Raw genomic sequence first — 15,770 nt, forward strand, 5'->3', positions numbered from 1 at the left:
AAGGCTTGACCCGTTAGGGTCGTAAATCATCGACCCCGACCCGCCGGGGCCGGACCGACCCGCGCGACAGGCTGAAACACATGGCGAGAAGCACATCGGCAACGCTGGACGACCGCCCCGAGCGGTTTGTCCTGTCCGCCTTTCTCTGGCGACAGCTACGGGCCCTGGCGGGCTTCGGCCTATTCATAGCGCTGGCGCTCGCCGTCGCCGCGCTTTCGACCTGGAACGTGTCCGACCCGAGCTTCTCCTATGCCTCCGGCGGCGAACCGACCAATGCGTTGGGCTATGGCGGCGCCGCCTTCGCCGACATCTTCATGCAGTTCTTCGGCCTTGCCAGCGTCATCGCCCTGCTTCCCGTGGTCGCCTGGTCACTGGCGCTCATCAAGAACCGCCGGATCACCCGCTTGCTCAAGCGCATCGGCGCCTGGTTCGGCGGGGCGGTGCTGGCCTCCGCGGCACTCGCCTGCATTCCCGCCCCGATCACCTGGCCGCTGCCGAACGGGCTGGGCGGCGTGTTCGGCGACATGATCCTGCGGTTTCCGGCGCTGTTCACCGGCGCCTACCCCGCCGGCCCGCTCGCCAGCATTCTCGGCGCCATCCTGGCACTGCCGTCCGGCTGGCTGCTCGTGTTCAGCGCGGGGCTGATCGCCAACGACCCCGTGGAAGAGGACAACGCTCCGGTGCCGGTCGAGCGGACACGCACGATCAGCGACGCCGAGGAGGAGGACGAGGCGGAAGGGCCGTTGATGCTCGTGGCCGGGGCCCTGACCCACGCATGGTACACCAGCCAGGCCCGCATCCGGCGCCTGATCGGCCTGTCCGGGCGCGGCAAGACCCGCGCGCGTGCCGTCGAGCAGCCCTACGACTTCAACGACGACGAGTTCGGGACGCTGAACGAGCCCAGCCGCGCCAAGTCGGCGCCGCGGGCGGCGGAGCGCGTCGAGCCATCGCTGGACGGGGGCGCCCGTCGGCCCGCGGCGCCACGCCCCGCCGAAGACCTGGACCTCGACGGCGACGACGACCTTCCCCGCCCCGCCGGGATTCTTCCCGACGACGACGATTGGGCGCCGCGCCCGGCGCCGGCCGCGCCTGCGGGCCTGCGCTCGCGCATTGCCGCCGCCGCACCGAAGCCGAAGGCCGGACAACGCATCGAGCGCGAGGCGCAATCCTCCTTCGTCGCCACCGGCGGGTTCCAGCTGCCGTCCCTGCACCTGCTCGCCGAACCGCGGAACGTCGCCCGTGACGCGTCGCTTTCCGCCGACGCGCTGGAACAGAACGCGCGCATGCTCGAGGGCGTGCTGGAGGACTTCGGCGTCAAGGGCGAGATTATCCACGTGCGCCCCGGGCCGGTCGTGACCCTTTACGAGCTCGAACCGGCGCCGGGCATCAAGTCGTCGCGCGTAATCGGTCTTGCCGACGACATCGCCCGCTCGATGAGCGCAATTGCCGCCCGCGTCGCCGTCGTTCCGGGCCGCAACGCCATCGGCATAGAGCTGCCGAACCAGAGCCGCGAGACCGTCTACCTGCGCGAGCTGTTGGCCAGCCGCGACTTCGAGACGAGCAAGGCCAAGCTCGCCATGGCGCTTGGCAAGACCATCGGCGGCGAGCCGGTCATCTCCGACATCGCCAAGATGCCGCATCTGCTCGTCGCCGGCACCACCGGCTCGGGCAAGTCGGTGGCGATCAACACCATGATCCTGTCGCTGCTCTACCGCCTGAAGCCGGAACAGTGCCGGCTGATCATGATCGACCCGAAGATGCTCGAGCTGTCGGTCTATGACGGCATCCCGCACCTCCTGTCGCCGGTCGTCACCGACCCGAAAAAGGCGGTGGTGGCGCTCAAGTGGACCGTCCGCGAGATGGAGGAGCGCTACAAGAAGATGTCGAAGATCGGCGTGCGCAACATCGACGGCTTCAACAGCCGCGTCGAGCAGGCGCTAGCCAAGGGCGAGGCGATCACCCGCACCGTGCAGACCGGCTTCGACCGCCAGACCGGCGAGGCGATTTACGAGACGGAAGAGTTCGACCTCCAGCCGATGCCCTATATCGTCGTCATCATCGATGAGATGGCCGACCTGATGATGGTCGCCGGCAAGGACATCGAAGGCGCCGTCCAACGCCTGGCGCAGATGGCCCGCGCCGCCGGCATCCACGTTATCATGGCGACCCAGCGCCCGTCGGTCGACGTCATCACCGGCACGATCAAGGCGAACTTCCCGACCCGTATCTCGTTCCAGGTCACCTCCAAGATCGACAGCCGCACGATCCTCGGCGAGCAGGGGGCGGAACAACTGCTCGGCATGGGCGACATGCTGTACATGGCCGGCGGCGGGCGTATCCAGCGCGTCCACGGCCCGTTTGTCTCCGACAACGAGGTCGAGGCGGTGGTCGCCCACCTCAAGACGCAGGGCGCCCCGCAATATCTCGACGCCGTCACCGAGGACGACGAGGAGGACGCGGAGGGCGGCGGCCCGGCCGGGACCTCGAACCTCGATGATTCCGAGGATCCCTACGACCAGGCTTTGGCGGTCGTCCTGCGTGACGGCAAGGCCTCGACGTCCTATATCCAACGCAGGCTCGGGATCGGTTATAATCGCGCCGCCTCGCTGATCGAGCGCATGGAACAGGAAGGGATCATCGGGCCGGCCAACCATGCCGGCAAGCGCGAGATCCTCGTTCCAACGGAAGACGACATCACGAGCCGGTGACCGCCGCGCATCTGCGCCCGGTGGCCGGAGGGGCGCCTTGAAGGCGCCGCACTTGGCTCCCAAGAGAGCGGCATGAAGGAGAAGACGATGAACACCAAGGAAACGACCTCGTTCGAAACGGACATCACCCGGCGCGGCTTCGTCGGCCTGGTGGCGCTGGGACTGGTCGCGGGACCGTCGATCCTCGCCGCGCGACCGGCGGCGGCCCAGGCCTCCGCCGCCGCCCAGAGGATCGCCAACCACTTTTCCTCGGTGCGGACGATGACAGGCGAGTTCGTCCAGTTCGGACCGCGCGGCGAGCAGACCGGCGGCAAGTTCTTCATCAGCCGGCCGGGCAAGATCCGGTTCAATTACGAGGAACCCTCGCCGATGCGCGTCATTTCCGACGGCAACACGGTCGTCGTCGGCAACCGCAAGCTCAAGACCTGGAGCGTCTACCCGCTCTCCAAGACGCCGCTGAAGCTGCTTCTGGGCAACCGGATCGACCTCTCGGCCCGGATGGTGCGTGGTGTGCGGGAGGATCCGGACCTCACGACCATCGTGCTCGGGGACCAGAGCGTCTTCGGCAGTTCGACCATCACCATGATGTTCGACCCGAAGACCTTCGACCTGCGTCAGTGGACGATCCGGGACGCCCAGGGCAAGGACACTTCCGTGATGATCTTCAACGTGCGCACGGGCGTGAAGCTCGACCCGAAGATCTTCGCCGTTCCCTATGACGAGATCCGCCGCTAGCCATCGGCCGACAGACCGCGGCAGATTCTTTGCCGCGGCAGTTTTCTTCCGCACCGGCCCGGTCTAAGTAGCTCGCAAACCCGAGAGCTACGAGGACGTTGACGCATGGCCCTTTCGATCGCGACCTGGAACATCAACTCCGTCCGGCTGCGCATCGGGCTTGTCGAACAGTTCCTCAAGACGCATGCCCCCGACATCCTGTGCCTGCAGGAGACCAAGTGCCCCAACGATCAGTTCCCCTCGAAGCCGCTGCGGGCGCTCGGCTACGAGCACATCGCCATGCACGGCCAGAAAGGCTATCACGGCGTGGCGACGGTCTCGCGGATCCCGCTGGCCGAACTGGTCGAGCGGCGAGATTACTGCGGCGTCGGCGACGCCCGCCATGTCTCCGTCGTCTTCCGCCATGGTGGCAAGTCGATCCGGCTGCACAATTTCTATGTCCCGGCCGGAGGCGACGAACCGGACCGCGCGATCAATCCGAAGTTCGGCCACAAGCTCGACTTCATCGAGGAGATGAAGCTGCTGCACGCCGAGGCGGAGGCCGGCGTTTCCTCGATTCTCGTCGGCGACCTGAACATCGCCCCGCTCGAACATGACGTGTGGTCGCACAAACAGCTGCTGAGGATCGTCAGCCACACCCCGGTCGAGGTCGAGGGCCTGACCGAAGTCATGACGAAGGGCGCCTGGGTCGACCTAATGCGCCGCAAGGTCCCGGCCGACCAGAAGCTCTATACGTGGTGGAGCTATCGCGCCCAGGACTGGAGCGCCGCCGACCGCGGCCGCCGGCTGGACCACATCTGGTCCTCCGCGGACCTTGACGCCCATCTCGCCGACATCACCGTGCTCAGGGAAGCGCGCGGCTGGGAGCGTCCGTCCGACCACGTCCCGGTGATTGCGACCTTCGATCTCTAGGACAAGTGCAGCGATGCGCTAGGCGAAACGGCCGGCCATGCCGGCGGCGCCGGCAATCATCGCCTCCAGGTTGGCGCGGATGCGGTCCTGCACCAGCATCGCCACGTCCGGATATTCCTCCAGCATCCGGCGAAACAGCGGCCGGTTGATGCGGATCACCTCGCTGTCCTCGGTCGCCGTGGCGGTGAACTTGCGCTCCACCACCGAGATCATCGCCAGTTCCGACAAAAGCACGCCGGGGCCGGCGGTGCCCTCGTCGCGCACGGAACCGTCGCGCATCGTGGAAAACAAGCGAAAGCCGCCGGAAGCGACGACGAAGCCGCAGTCGGCGGAAGTCCCCTCGCGAAACAGGGTTTGGCCCTCGACGATGCGCCGCCGTTCGGCCCCGAAGGCGATCAACCGCAGTTTATCCTCCGACAGGCCGGAAAACAGCGCAACCTGCGCAAACAGCTTGATGTCGTCACTGAGAGCCAATCGGCGCCTCCGGCATGCTGTCGAGCCCCGCGGACCGGGGGCGCTCGACGTCGTACTCACTGGCGATTTCCAATAGCCGACAAGGGCAGGCGCCGTCCAGCGGCACCCCGCCCATCACGGAACGATCTTGTAGCCGCCGTTCTCGGTCACGAGGATCTCGGCATTGGACGGATCCCGCTCGATCTTCTGGCGCAGCCGGTAGACGTGGGTCTCGAGCGTGTGGGTGGTGACGCCGGAATTGTAGCCCCAGACCTCCTCGAGCAGCACGTCGCGCGTCACCACCTTCTGGTCGGCCCGGTAGAGGTAGCGGATGATCGCGGCCTCCTTTTCGGTCAGGCGGATCTTCTGCCCGTTGTCCATCGTCAGCAGCTTCTGGCCCGGCTTGAAGGTGTAGGGGCCGACGGTGAAGGTGGCGTCCTCGCTGCTCTCGTGCTGGCGCAGTTGCGCGCGGATGCGCGCGAGCAGCACGGCGAAGCGGAACGGCTTGGTGACATAGTCGTTGGCGCCGGCCTCGAGCCCGAGAATGGTGTCGGAATCGGTGTCGTGGCCGGTCAGCATGATGATCGGCGCCTTGAAGCCGCCCTTGCGCAACAGCTTGACCGCCTCGCGGCCGTCCATGTCCGGCAGGCCGACATCCATGATCAGCAGGTCAACCTGGCTGGCGCGCGCCGCCTGCATGCCCTTGGCGGCCGTGGCCTCCTCGAGAATCGTGAACTCCTCGTAGAGCGCAAGCTGCTCCGCCAGCGTCTCGCGCAGGTCGCTATCGTCATCGACAATGAGGATCGTTCGCGATGTCATCGGTTTCCTTCCGTCAACTGAGTTGAACCTAGGCAAAATTGCACTTTTGACAACCCCACATAGGCTGTAAGCAGGACCGGAGGACCTGCCGCCGCACTTCTTGCTTGTCCTGGATTTGACGAAAGGCAAGACGGCGTGAGCATCCACGGGCACCGGGCATGAGACGGATAGCAGAGACAGCAGCAGAAAAACACGGCACAATCGTGATCCGGCGCGCGCCTGCGAAAAAGAGCCGCGCCATCCTGCAATTCGGGCCATTGCGCCTGCCGGCGGCAATCGGTCGCACCGGCGTGACGGCCTTCAAGCGTGAGGGTGACGGTGCCACACCGCTCGGCCCGGTGCGCATCCTCGGGGGCTTTTCCCGCGGGGACCGCATGCGCGGACTGTCGACGACACTGCCGATGCGGCGGATCCGCGCCGACATGCTCTGGTGCGATGCGCCCGGCGACCCGTCCTACAATCGGCTGGTGCGCGCCCCTTTCAAGGCGAGCCATGAGGACCTGCACCGTGCCGACGGGCTCTATGACGTTTGCCTGGTGCTCGACTGGAACGTCACCGCCCGGCGTCGGGGTTGCGGCTCGGCGATCTTCTTCCACCTCATCAGGCCCGGTTTCGAGCCGACCGCGGGATGCGTGGCGATTCGCCCGCCTGACATGCGACGGCTGCTACCCTTTCTCAGGCGCGGGACGACGCTGCGGGTGGTGTGAGACGGCCGGGTCGTCCGGCGGTGGTGGAATCGTAGTACTGAGCGCCTATATCCAGCCGGTCGCCGCTTCGGCGCATCGGGCCCGAAACCGCGATGGAAACGACATGGATTTCTCAGGAGGCGCTTCGTGACCCACAGCACGGCCATCACCCTCAACGACGGCAACAGCATTCCCCAGGTCGGGCTCGGCGTCTGGCGCACGCCCGACAACGTCGCAGCGCCAACCGTGCGCGCGGCCCTTGCCGCCGGCTATCGCCATATCGACACCGCGGCCATTTACGAGAACGAGGCCGGCGTCGGCGACGGCATCCGCACCTCCGACGTCGACCGTGCCGATATCTTCCTGACCACCAAGCTGTGGAATGACCGTCAGGGCTTCGATGCGACCCTGAGGGCGTTCGACGAGAGCCTGGAACGCCTCGGCACCGACTATGTCGATCTCTACCTGATCCACTGGCCGGCCCCCGCCCGCAACCGCTATCTCGACACCTGGAGGGCCCTTATCCGGCTAAAGGAGGAGGGCCGCGCACGCTCGATCGGCGTTTCCAACTTCAACGCCGACCACCTCGAGCGGATCATTGGCGAGACCGGCGTGACGCCCGCCTTGAACCAGATCGAACTGCACCCGGACTTCCAGCAGCGCACCCTGCGCGCCGTGCATGCAAAGCTGGGGATCGCCACCCAGTCGTGGAGCCCGCTCGGTCAGGGCGGGCTGCTTGGCGATCCGGTTCTCGGCGCCATTGCCCGCAAGCACGGGCGCACGCCGGCGCAGACGATCGTGCGCTGGCATGTCGACAATGGCCTGGTCGTCATTCCGAAGTCGGTGACACCGTCGCGCATCGAGGAGAACTTCGACGTGTTCGATTTTCGGCTCGACGCCGCGGACCTCGAAGCGATCGGGGCGCTCGACAACCCGGACGGCCGCATCGGCCCGAATCCGGAGACAGCCGACTTCTGATCGACCGGCAGGCGACGGGCGCGGCCGGGGCGTTCAATGCTCCGGCCATCTGTCTCATGCCAGCGACTTGGGGGTAACAAAGCGCTCCAGCGTGCCCGTTCCCGCATGCAGGTCGGGCCAGCGTTCCAGTGAGAAGTCGATCACCGCCACGGCCGCGGTCGGGAACTTCTCGCCGATCCGATGGATCGCCTCCGGGTCGCCTGCGCCGATCAGCGCCAGGGCGAGTTGTTGCAGTCCGGGGTTGTGACCGACCAGCATCAGACAGCGGACGTCGGTGCTGGCGGCGCGCACGGCCTCCAGCAACTGGTTTGGTGGTGCCTCGTAGATCGCGGCGCTGTTTCGCTTGACGACGCCCTTGGGCAGGCTCGGGACAATGAGGTCCCAGGTCTCCTGCGTCCGGTGCGCCTTGGAGACGAGCGCAAGATCGGGGATCAATCCGCAGTCCGCCAGATAGACGCCCATGCGCGGCGCCGCCTTCTGCCCGCGCGGGGCGAGCGGACGCTTCTCATCGGCGACACCATCCGGCCAGGCGGACTTGGCGTGACGGAACAGGATGAGACGGCGACTGATCATTACGGTTCCTCCCACCCGTCGGATTCGACATTCATAACGGCCCAAAAGCAAGGGCCGCCTCGACGGGCGGCCCTTTGTTGTCAGGTCATGTTCGACAGACCCTGGCTTTTGACCGGCCAGCGTCAGTTGTACTCGCGGATATCGACGAAGTGGCCCGCCACCGCGGCGGCGGCGGCCATGGCCGGCGAAACGAGGTGGGTCCGCCCCTTGAAGCCCTGGCGGCCCTCGAAGTTGCGATTCGAGGTGGAGGCACAGCGCTCCCCGGGCTTCAGCCGGTCGTCGTTCATCGCAAGGCACATCGAACAGCCGGGCTCGCGCCAGTCGAAGCCGGCCGCCTTGAAGATCTTGTCGAGGCCCTCGGCCTCGGCCTGCTCCTTCACCAGGCCGGAACCCGGCACGATCATCGCGTTGACGGTCGGTGCCACCTTCTTGCCCTCGACCACCTTTGCGACGGCCCGCAGGTCCTCGATCCGTCCGTTGGTGCAGGAGCCGATGAAGACGCGGTCGACGGCGATGTCGGTGATCTTCGTTCCCGGCTTCAGGCCCATGTAGTCGAGCGCGCGCCACTTGGAGGCGCGCTTGACCTCGTCCTTGATATCGTCCGGGTTCGGCACGACGCCCTGGACCGAAACGACGTCCTCGGGCGATGAGCCCCAGGAAACGATCGGCGGCAGGTTGGCGGCGTCGAGCACGACGACGCGGTCGTAGTGCGCGCCCTCGTCGGTGTGCAGCGACTTCCAGTGCTCGAGCGCCATGTCCCAGGCCTTGCCCTTGGGCGCACGCGGCTTGTCCTTGACATAGGCAAACGTCGTCTCGTCCGGCGCGATCAGGCCGGCGCGGGCGCCGCCTTCGATCGTCATGTTGCAGACCGTCATGCGGCCTTCCATCGACAGCGAGCGGATCGCCTCGCCGGCAAACTCGATGACGTAGCCGGTGCCGCCGGCGGTCCCGATCTCGCCGATGATGGCGAGAATGATGTCCTTGGCGGTGACGCCCGGCGGCAACTGGCCGTCGACCCGCACCAGCATGTTCTTCGCCTTCTTCTGGATCAGGGTCTGGGTGGCGAGCACGTGCTCGACCTCGGACGTACCGATGCCGTGCGCCAGCGCGCCGAAGGCGCCATGCGTCGAGGTGTGGCTGTCACCGCAGACGATGGTCATGCCCGGCAGCGTGAAGCCCTGCTCGGGCCCGACGATATGGACGATGCCCTGGCGGACGTCGTTTTCCGAGTAGTATTCGACGCCGAAGTCGGCCGCATTCTTCGCCAGCGCCTCGACCTGGATGCGGCTTTCCTCGTTCTTGATGCCGTGCTTGCGGTCCGGCGAGGTCGGCACGTTGTGGTCGACCACGGCGAGGGTCTTTTGCGGATGGCGGACCGTGCGGCCGGTCATGCGCAGCCCCTCGAAGGCCTGCGGGCTCGTCACCTCATGCACGAGGTGGCGGTCGATGTAGAGAAGACAGGTGCCGTCGTCCTGGGTGCTGACGACGTGGTCGTCCCAGATCTTGTCGTAGAGGGTACGGGGTGCGCTCATGGCTCTTCATCCGTGGCAGTGCGATTGGACATGGAGATGTGTGCGGCGCCGGGCCGCGAGGATCCGCGACGGATCAGGCTGGGCGACTGCTCGGCGCCCCGCATACACGCGCGAAGAAGCGCACCGGCAGACGCTTGCGGTCCTGCAGTACGACGATATGCGCGCCAATGCATGCGAACTTGGATTCCATGGGGCCGCACATACCAATTTTTTGCCCGCGCGGCAATCGGCCAGATTCGCCTGCCATGGCGCTCACAGCACCTCGAACACGAACGCCTGCACGAGCACATCGGGCTCGGTCACAGCGAAGGCGCGAAACGGCGGGCTCTCCTCCACCGGGCGCCAGCGGCCATCGCGCGCCAGCTCTTCGAACGTGGCGCGGAAGCCGCCGGTCTCGAGCACGGCATCGCGAACGGTGAAGATCGCGTGCCCGCCGGCGCGGGTGATCCGCACCAGTTCGTGCAGGCCGGACGCCGGCGCGTGACCCGCGGTGAACACGCCCGTCGAGAAGAACGCGGCGAAGTGGGCGTCCGGCCAGGGCAAGGGCTCGCCGAGCCGGCCGCTCTTCAGCCGGGCATAGGCGCGGCGGCCGTCGGCAAGGGCGAGCATCTGCTCGGACATGTCGAGGCCCTCGACAACCCGATAGCCCAGCGCCCGCAGGTACGGGCCGGACAGGCCGGTGCCGCAGCCGGCGTCGAGCACCGGCCCGGCATCGACGGATACGTAGCGCGCCACCCAGCCGGCGATGATGAAGGGCAGGCAGTAGCCGGCGGTGGCGGTTTCGCGGTCGTAGGCGCCCGACCAGTCGGAATAGGCGGCCGCCAGTTCGTCGTCGGTACGGGCGGCGTAGACCCGGCCCAGCCCGTCACTTTCCCTGTCGCTCATCGTTCGCTCCCGCGGCGCAGCCTGCGCTCCAGGCCGCGAAGCGCCAAGGATAGCCCGATCGTCAGGATCAGGTACACATAGGCCACGATCGAATAGGTCTCGAAGAAGCGGAACGAGCCGGAGGCATAGATCTTCGCCATCTGGGTGATGTCGGAGACGCCCAGCACCGACACCAGCGAGGAGTCCTTCACCATCGCCACGAAGTCGTTGCCGAGCGGCGGCAGGATCACCCGGATCGCCTGCGGGAACACGACCAGCCGGAAGCGCTGGTAGCGCGACAGCCCGAGCGCCTTGGCCGCCTCGATCTGGCCCTTGTCCACCGACTGGATGCCGGCGCGGAACACCTCGGCGATGAAGGCGGAATAGCCAATCGTCAGGGCGATGATGGCGCGCCACATCAAGGAGACGTCACGGACGAGCAGCGGCTCGGCGTAGCCGGCCGCCACCAGCGGCGCGATGGCGAAATTCGCCGCGGCGACGAGCGCCGGCGCACCGACGAAGGCGATGTAGAACAGCAGCACCAGGATCGGCACGCCACGGATCACCTCGGTGTAAAAGCGGGCGACCTGGCGCAGCGCGGCATGGTCGGAAAGGCCGAGCAGGGCCACGCCGAGGCCGAGCAGTGTGGCCAGCGCGAAGCCGACGATCGTGACGAAGACCGTGACCCACAGCCCCTTCAGGATGACGCCGAAGACCTGGGCATAGACGTCGTTCGCGGCGATCACGACGGCGATGGCAAGGCCGGCGGCGGCGAGGGCGACCAGCCACCAGGGATAGTCGCCGCGGACCGACGCCGGGCTTGGGGATGCGGGGACCATGAAGGGCTTACTGGCCCATCTTGTAGTCGAGGAACCACTTCTTGTTGAGCGCGTCCAGCGTGCCGTCCGCCTGCAGCGCGGCGATCGCCGCGTTGACGGGAGCGACGAGGTCCGATCCCTTCGGGAAGATGAAGCCGAAGTCCTCGGTGCCGAGCGGCTCGCCGATCACCTTCAACTGGCCCTCGGACGCGTCGACATAGCCCTTGGCGGCGACGCTGTCGGTCAGCACGAGATCGACGTCGCCGGCCTTCAGCGCCTGCACCGTGGCCCCGAAGGTTTCGAACAGCTTGACGCGCGGATTCTGCTCATCGCCGTCGAGGATCTCGTAGACGGCGGTGTAGAACGGCGAGGTGCCCGGCTGCGCGCCGACCAGCCCGTCGGCAAGGGCCCCGAAACTCTTGGCGTCGGTGAAGCGGTCCTCGTCGGCGCGCACCAGCATGAACTGTTGCGAGCGCATGTAGGGGTCGGAGAAATCCACCTTCTCCTTGCGGTCGTCCTTGATGGTGATGCCGGTCATGCCGATCTGGTACTGGCCGTCATGGACCGCCTGGATCATCGCGTCCCAGCTGGTGTTCTGGTACTCGACCTGGAAGTTCAGCCGCTTGGCGATCTCGTTCATCGCGTCATATTCCCAGCCGATCTGCTCGCCGCTCTTCGGATCGACGAACTGCAGCGGGGGGTAGGCGTTCTCCGTGACGACCACGACCGTACGGCCGCCGAGATCGGGCAGGTCGGCGGCAGCGGCGGCGAGCGGCATGAGGGCGAGGGCTGCGAGTCCGGCAAGGACGGTGCGGCGGCAAGGCATCGGACATCTCCTGAATTGTGGCGAGCAAACCTGTCACAGATCAATCGCCGCTGGCAAGCAGGGGCACGCCAGAATCGCGCCAGCGATACCGGGCCGCGCCAAAGCCCCGAAAACACGACGGCCGCCGGGATCGCTCCCGGCGGCCGCTCAATGCTGCATGTGCTGTAACTTATTCGGCTGCGGTTTCCGCGGCCTTAGCTGCCTCGGCGGCTTCGGCGGCTGCCTTCTCGGCGGCCAGAGCCTGGGCGGCGGCGATCTTTTCGGCTTCCAGACGTGCCTTTTCCTCGGCGATGGCTGCGCGCTCGGCGTCGTTCAGCTTGCGGGCGCGCGTGCCGGTGTTCTCGACGATACGAGCCGACTTGCCGCGACGGTCGCGCAGGTAGTAGAGCTTGGCGCGGCGCACCTTGCCGCGGCGGACGACTTCGACGCCCTCGACCAGCGGCGAGTAGACGGGGAATACGCGCTCGACGCCTTCACCGTAGGAAATCTTGCGGACGGTGAAGCTCTCGTTGAGGCCGCCGCCGGAACGGGCGATGCAGACGCCCTCATAGGCCTGCACACGGGTACGGCTGCCTTCCGTCACGCGGACGTTGACGCGAACGGTGTCGCCCGGGGAAAACTCGGGGAGGGTGCGCTTGGCGGCGATCTTGGCGGCCTGTTCGGCCTCGAGCTGCTGGATGATGTTCATCGGTCTAACCTTTGCGTTCTTCTGAAACAGCCAGAGCGCTCGACCTTGTCCCGTGGGCGGGGCCTCGGGGATATGTCCGTGCCGGACAGGAGCGGGTACGCCATTCTTTGCTTGCGGCTTTCGGGACGATCCCAAAACCGTGCGGGCCAATACACCATCCGGCACCGGTTGTCATCCCTTGGCGCCGATAAATCGACCGGCATCGCGGTTTTTTGGGATTGCCGGCCGAATTGGCGGACGATATCAGCGGCATTCCAGGAGAAGCAGGTGGCCGCCACGCGCTGCCGGAGGGAAGCCATGTCGATCGCCGATGCCGCGCTGCTGTTTGTCGCCGGGCTCCTGTCCGGGGTCGTCAACGCGATCGCCGGCGGCGGCACCTTCCTCACCTTCGGCGCCATGACGCTGACCGGCGTTCCGCCGATCGTCGCCAACGCGACCTCCTCGATCACCCAGTTCCCCGGCTACGTCACCTCGGCGCTCGCCTACTGGCGCGAGATTCGCGCCGACTGGAGGGAAGCGGTGAAGGTCGGCGTGCTCTCCACCATCGGCGGCCTCGGCGGCGCGCTGCTGCTGCTGTCGATGTCGAATCCGGGCTTCCGCGCGCTGGTGCCATGGCTGCTGCTGGCGGCGACCGCGATTTTCGCGGCCGGGCCGCTCTTGCGCCCCAAGCACCTGCACGCCGAGCAGCCGATCGGCCCGATCGGCCTGCTCGGGCAGTTCGTCACCTCGATCTACGGCGGGTTCTTCGGCGCGGGCATGGGCATCATGACGCTTGCGGTGCTCGGTCTTTCCAAGGGCGGGGACTATCACAAGCTCAACGCGCTGAAGAACTTCCTGGCGATGCTGATCGCCGCGGTGGCCATCATCATCTTCACCGGGGGCGACGTGGTCGGCTGGCCGCAGGCCGCCGTCATGGTGCCCGCAGGCGCGATCGGCGGCTATTCCGGTGTCTGGGTCGCCCGCCGCGTGCCGCAACAGGTGATCCGCGCGCTGGTCGTCTCCGTCGGCGGCCTGCTGACGCTCTACTACTTCGTCACCGGCTGAGCCGCGAGCAGGTCCGGGCGCCGCGCCGCGGTCAGCCGGCGCGCTTCGGCCAGCCGCCACTTCTCGATCTCGCCGTGATGGCCGGAACTCAGCACGGCCGGGATCTCGCGCCCCTCCCAGACCTGCGGTCTTGTATAGTGCGGATGCTCGAGCAGGCCGTCCTCGAAGCTCTCGTGGACCCCCGACAGCACGTTCCCCATCACCCCCGGCAAGACGCGCACGATCGCGTCGAGCAGCACCATTGCCGCCGGCTCCCCGCCCGACAGGATGTAGTCGCCGATCGAGACCTCCTCGAGGCCGCGGCCATCGATGACGCGTTGGTCCACCCCCTCGAAGCGGCCGCAGACGATGACCGCGCCCTCGCCTTGCGCCAGTTCGCGCACCCGCTGCTGCTGCAGCGGCCGGCCGCGCGGGCTCATCAGCAGCCGCGGCCGCACGTCCCCGGCCGGGGCCGCATGATCGATCGCCGCAGCGAGCACGTCGGGCTTCAGCACCATCCCGGCGCCACCACCGGCCGGCGTGTCGTCGACCGTGCGGTGGCGATCGGTGGCAAAGTCGCGGATCTGCACGGCCTCGAGCGACCAGTCGCCGCGCGCCAGCGCCTTGCCCGACAGCGATTGGCCGAGAAAGCCCGGGAACATCTCCGGATAGAGCGTGAGAATGGTGGCGCGGAAAGCCACGTCAGTTCCCCTCCTGCGGCGGCCGGCGGCGCCGGCTGCCGGGACCATCATCGTCGCCCTCGATTCCGGCGGCGACCGGATCGATCAGCAGCCGGCCATTCTCAAAGTCGACCTCGATCACGGCCGCCTCGGAAAAGGGTATCAGCACGGGCCGCTTGCCGGGCCCTTTCAGCTCCAGCAGGTCCCCCGCTCCGAAGTCGAAGATGCCGGTGACCGTGCCGTGGCTGCGGCCGTTCTCGTCGAATGCCTCCAGCCCCTCGAGGTCGGCGTAGAAGAATTCGTCGTCGTCGAGCTCCTCGTCCGGCAGCCGGTCGCGCTCGATATAGAGGTCCAGCCCCTTCAGCGCCTCGGCCGCGTTGCGGTCGTTGACGCCGCGGAAGCGGACCACGACCACATTCTTGGCTTCCCGGATCTCCAGCACCTCGAACACTCGGCCGTCCTCGCTGTGAAGGTTGCCGTAGTCGCCGAGCGCGGTCGGGTCGAGCGTGAAGGCCTTGACGCGGACCTCTCCGCGCAGGCCCTGGGCTGCGCCGATCGTGCCCATCAGCACGGGGTTTTGCAGTTTGCTCATCGGTCCGGTCCAGTGGTGGACGATCCCGCGGGATCGCCCGCAGGTACAACAGGTGCCCTCGGCGTCGCGAACCTAGCCGCCACGCCGCGGGGCTTCAAACGAAAACGGGCGGCATGAGGCACGCCGCCCGCGGTAGACCGATCCGGCCGGAATTACTCGGCGGCAGCGGCAGCAGCGGCGTCTTCGGCCTTCTGCTTCTTCTCGGCGATGCGCTCGAGCGCCTTCTTGCCCGGCTTGGCCTTCTCCGGGTTGTTGCGGGCGTCGCGCTTGGCAATGCCGGCCTCGTTCAGGAAGCGCAGAACGCGGTCGGTCGGCTGGGCGCCCTTGCCGAGCCATTCCTTGATGCGCTCTTCGTTCAGTTCGATACGCTTGGCGTCGTCCTTGGCGAGCATCGGGTTCCAGGCGCCGACCTTCTCGAGGAAGCGGCCGTCGCGCGGCGAGCGGGCGTCGGCAACGACGATCTGGTAATACGGGCGCTTCTTGGAGCCACCACGGGCGAGACGGATCTTCAGGGACATTTCATTTCTCCTTCGGGGTATGACGGGCCGCTTCGTTCAAGCGGTATGCTGGTTGCTGGTGCCGCCATAGTCGGCGGCGATGGCTTCATGGTGCCGGATCACCTCGCGGATGATGAAGTTCAGGAACTTCTCCGCGAAATCCGGATCCAGATTGGCGTCCTTCGCCAGCCGGCGAAGGCGTTCGATCTGGTATTCCTCGCGCGCCGGGTCGGCCGGCGGCAAATCGTGGGTGGCCTTCAGCACGCCGACCGCCTTCGTGCAGCGGAAGCGCTCGGCGAGGATGTGGACGAGGGCCGCATCGATATTGTCGATCGACTGGCGGTATTCGGCCAGCTGCTGCTTGACGTTCGGATCGATCATCGTCC

General features: G+C 66.9%; 18 protein-coding genes. 6 read left to right on the plus strand and 12 right to left on the minus strand.

The genetic code is table 11. From position 1 onward, the window contains the following. Positions 1-80 precede the first annotated feature (80 nt). The 3 genes from ACXAGF_RS18770 to ACXAGF_RS18780 all read left to right on the plus strand — a co-directional run bounded on the left by ACXAGF_RS18770 (position 81) and on the right by ACXAGF_RS18780 (position 4,355). Entirely contained in the window at positions 81-2,708 is a 2,628-nt protein-coding gene (locus ACXAGF_RS18770; RefSeq protein ID WP_475018886.1) for an FtsK/SpoIIIE family DNA translocase, read from the plus strand. Between the two features lie 72 nt (positions 2,709-2,780). Beyond that, positions 2,781-3,443, plus strand: coding sequence for an outer membrane lipoprotein carrier protein LolA (locus ACXAGF_RS18775; protein ID WP_475018887.1), 663 nt, complete (start codon positions 2,781-2,783; stop codon positions 3,441-3,443). Positions 3,444-3,548: 105 nt separating this feature from the next. After that, positions 3,549-4,355, plus strand: a complete 807-nt coding sequence (locus ACXAGF_RS18780) for an exodeoxyribonuclease III (protein WP_475018888.1) — start codon at positions 3,549-3,551, stop codon at positions 4,353-4,355. 18 nt (positions 4,356-4,373) lie between these two features. Here ACXAGF_RS18780 and ACXAGF_RS18785 read toward each other — a convergent pair whose 3' ends face one another. Further along, a complete protein-coding gene (locus ACXAGF_RS18785; RefSeq protein WP_475018889.1) occupies positions 4,374-4,829 on the minus strand; it encodes a cyclic nucleotide-binding domain-containing protein in 456 nt (151 codons plus the stop codon). A 114-nt stretch (positions 4,830-4,943) separates the two neighbouring features. Further along, positions 4,944-5,627 (minus strand): response regulator transcription factor, encoded by a 684-nt coding sequence (locus tag ACXAGF_RS18790; RefSeq protein WP_475018890.1) that lies wholly within the window; start codon positions 5,625-5,627, stop codon positions 4,944-4,946. 158 nt (positions 5,628-5,785) lie between these two features. Between ACXAGF_RS18790 and ACXAGF_RS18795 the strand changes: the two genes are divergently transcribed. Then, a complete protein-coding gene (locus ACXAGF_RS18795) occupies positions 5,786-6,334 on the plus strand; it encodes a L,D-transpeptidase family protein (RefSeq protein ID WP_475018891.1) in 549 nt (182 codons plus the stop codon). Between the two features lie 126 nt (positions 6,335-6,460). After that, positions 6,461-7,291, plus strand: a complete 831-nt coding sequence (locus tag ACXAGF_RS18800; protein WP_475018892.1) for an aldo/keto reductase — start codon at positions 6,461-6,463, stop codon at positions 7,289-7,291. Positions 7,292-7,345: 54 nt separating this feature from the next. On the opposite strand, the gene ACXAGF_RS18805 is transcribed toward ACXAGF_RS18800, so the two are convergent. From ACXAGF_RS18805 to rplS, 6 genes are all read right to left on the minus strand, one after another. After that, on the minus strand, positions 7,346-7,864 hold the full coding sequence (locus ACXAGF_RS18805; protein WP_475018893.1) for a SixA phosphatase family protein: 519 nt from the start codon (positions 7,862-7,864) through the stop codon (positions 7,346-7,348). A gap of 122 nt (positions 7,865-7,986) precedes the next feature. Continuing rightward, entirely contained in the window at positions 7,987-9,396 is a 1,410-nt protein-coding gene (gene leuC / locus ACXAGF_RS18810; RefSeq protein WP_475018894.1) for a 3-isopropylmalate dehydratase large subunit, read from the minus strand. A 252-nt stretch (positions 9,397-9,648) separates the two neighbouring features. Continuing rightward, positions 9,649-10,281, minus strand: coding sequence for a class I SAM-dependent DNA methyltransferase (locus ACXAGF_RS18815; protein WP_475018895.1), 633 nt, complete (start codon positions 10,279-10,281; stop codon positions 9,649-9,651). After that, positions 10,278-11,099 (minus strand): amino acid ABC transporter permease, encoded by an 822-nt coding sequence (locus ACXAGF_RS18820; protein WP_475018896.1) that lies wholly within the window; start codon positions 11,097-11,099, stop codon positions 10,278-10,280. The genes ACXAGF_RS18815 and ACXAGF_RS18820 overlap by 4 nt, the downstream gene beginning before the upstream one ends. Before the next feature lie 7 nt (positions 11,100-11,106). After that, entirely contained in the window at positions 11,107-11,904 is a 798-nt protein-coding gene (locus ACXAGF_RS18825) for a basic amino acid ABC transporter substrate-binding protein (protein ID WP_475018897.1), read from the minus strand. 169 nt (positions 11,905-12,073) lie between these two features. Beyond that, positions 12,074-12,592, minus strand: a complete 519-nt coding sequence (rplS, locus tag ACXAGF_RS18830) for a 50S ribosomal protein L19 (RefSeq protein ID WP_475018898.1) — start codon at positions 12,590-12,592, stop codon at positions 12,074-12,076. 297 nt (positions 12,593-12,889) lie between these two features. Between rplS and ACXAGF_RS18835 the strand changes: the two genes are divergently transcribed. Further along, positions 12,890-13,636: a sulfite exporter TauE/SafE family protein gene (locus tag ACXAGF_RS18835; protein ID WP_475018899.1), complete on the plus strand. Its 747-nt coding sequence runs from the start codon at positions 12,890-12,892 to the stop codon at positions 13,634-13,636. Here the strand turns inward: ACXAGF_RS18835 and trmD are convergent. From trmD to ACXAGF_RS18855, 4 genes are all read right to left on the minus strand, one after another. Beyond that, positions 13,618-14,316, minus strand: coding sequence for a tRNA (guanosine(37)-N1)-methyltransferase TrmD (gene trmD / locus ACXAGF_RS18840; protein ID WP_475018900.1), 699 nt, complete (start codon positions 14,314-14,316; stop codon positions 13,618-13,620). The two genes, ACXAGF_RS18835 and trmD, sit on opposite strands and share 19 nt — an antisense overlap. Before the next feature lies 1 nt (position 14,317). After that, the gene (rimM, locus tag ACXAGF_RS18845; RefSeq protein ID WP_475018901.1) at positions 14,318-14,887 is read right to left on the minus strand and encodes a ribosome maturation factor RimM; all 570 of its coding nucleotides are present in this window, start codon (positions 14,885-14,887) and stop codon (positions 14,318-14,320) included. A gap of 152 nt (positions 14,888-15,039) precedes the next feature. Then, entirely contained in the window at positions 15,040-15,405 is a 366-nt protein-coding gene (gene rpsP, locus ACXAGF_RS18850) for a 30S ribosomal protein S16 (RefSeq protein ID WP_475018902.1), read from the minus strand. Between the two features lie 36 nt (positions 15,406-15,441). Then, positions 15,442-15,765, minus strand: coding sequence for a chorismate mutase (locus tag ACXAGF_RS18855; RefSeq protein WP_475018903.1), 324 nt, complete (start codon positions 15,763-15,765; stop codon positions 15,442-15,444). Positions 15,766-15,770: the final 5 nt, after the last annotated feature.

This window comes from Mycoplana sp. ABR4_002 (assembly GCF_056159645.1).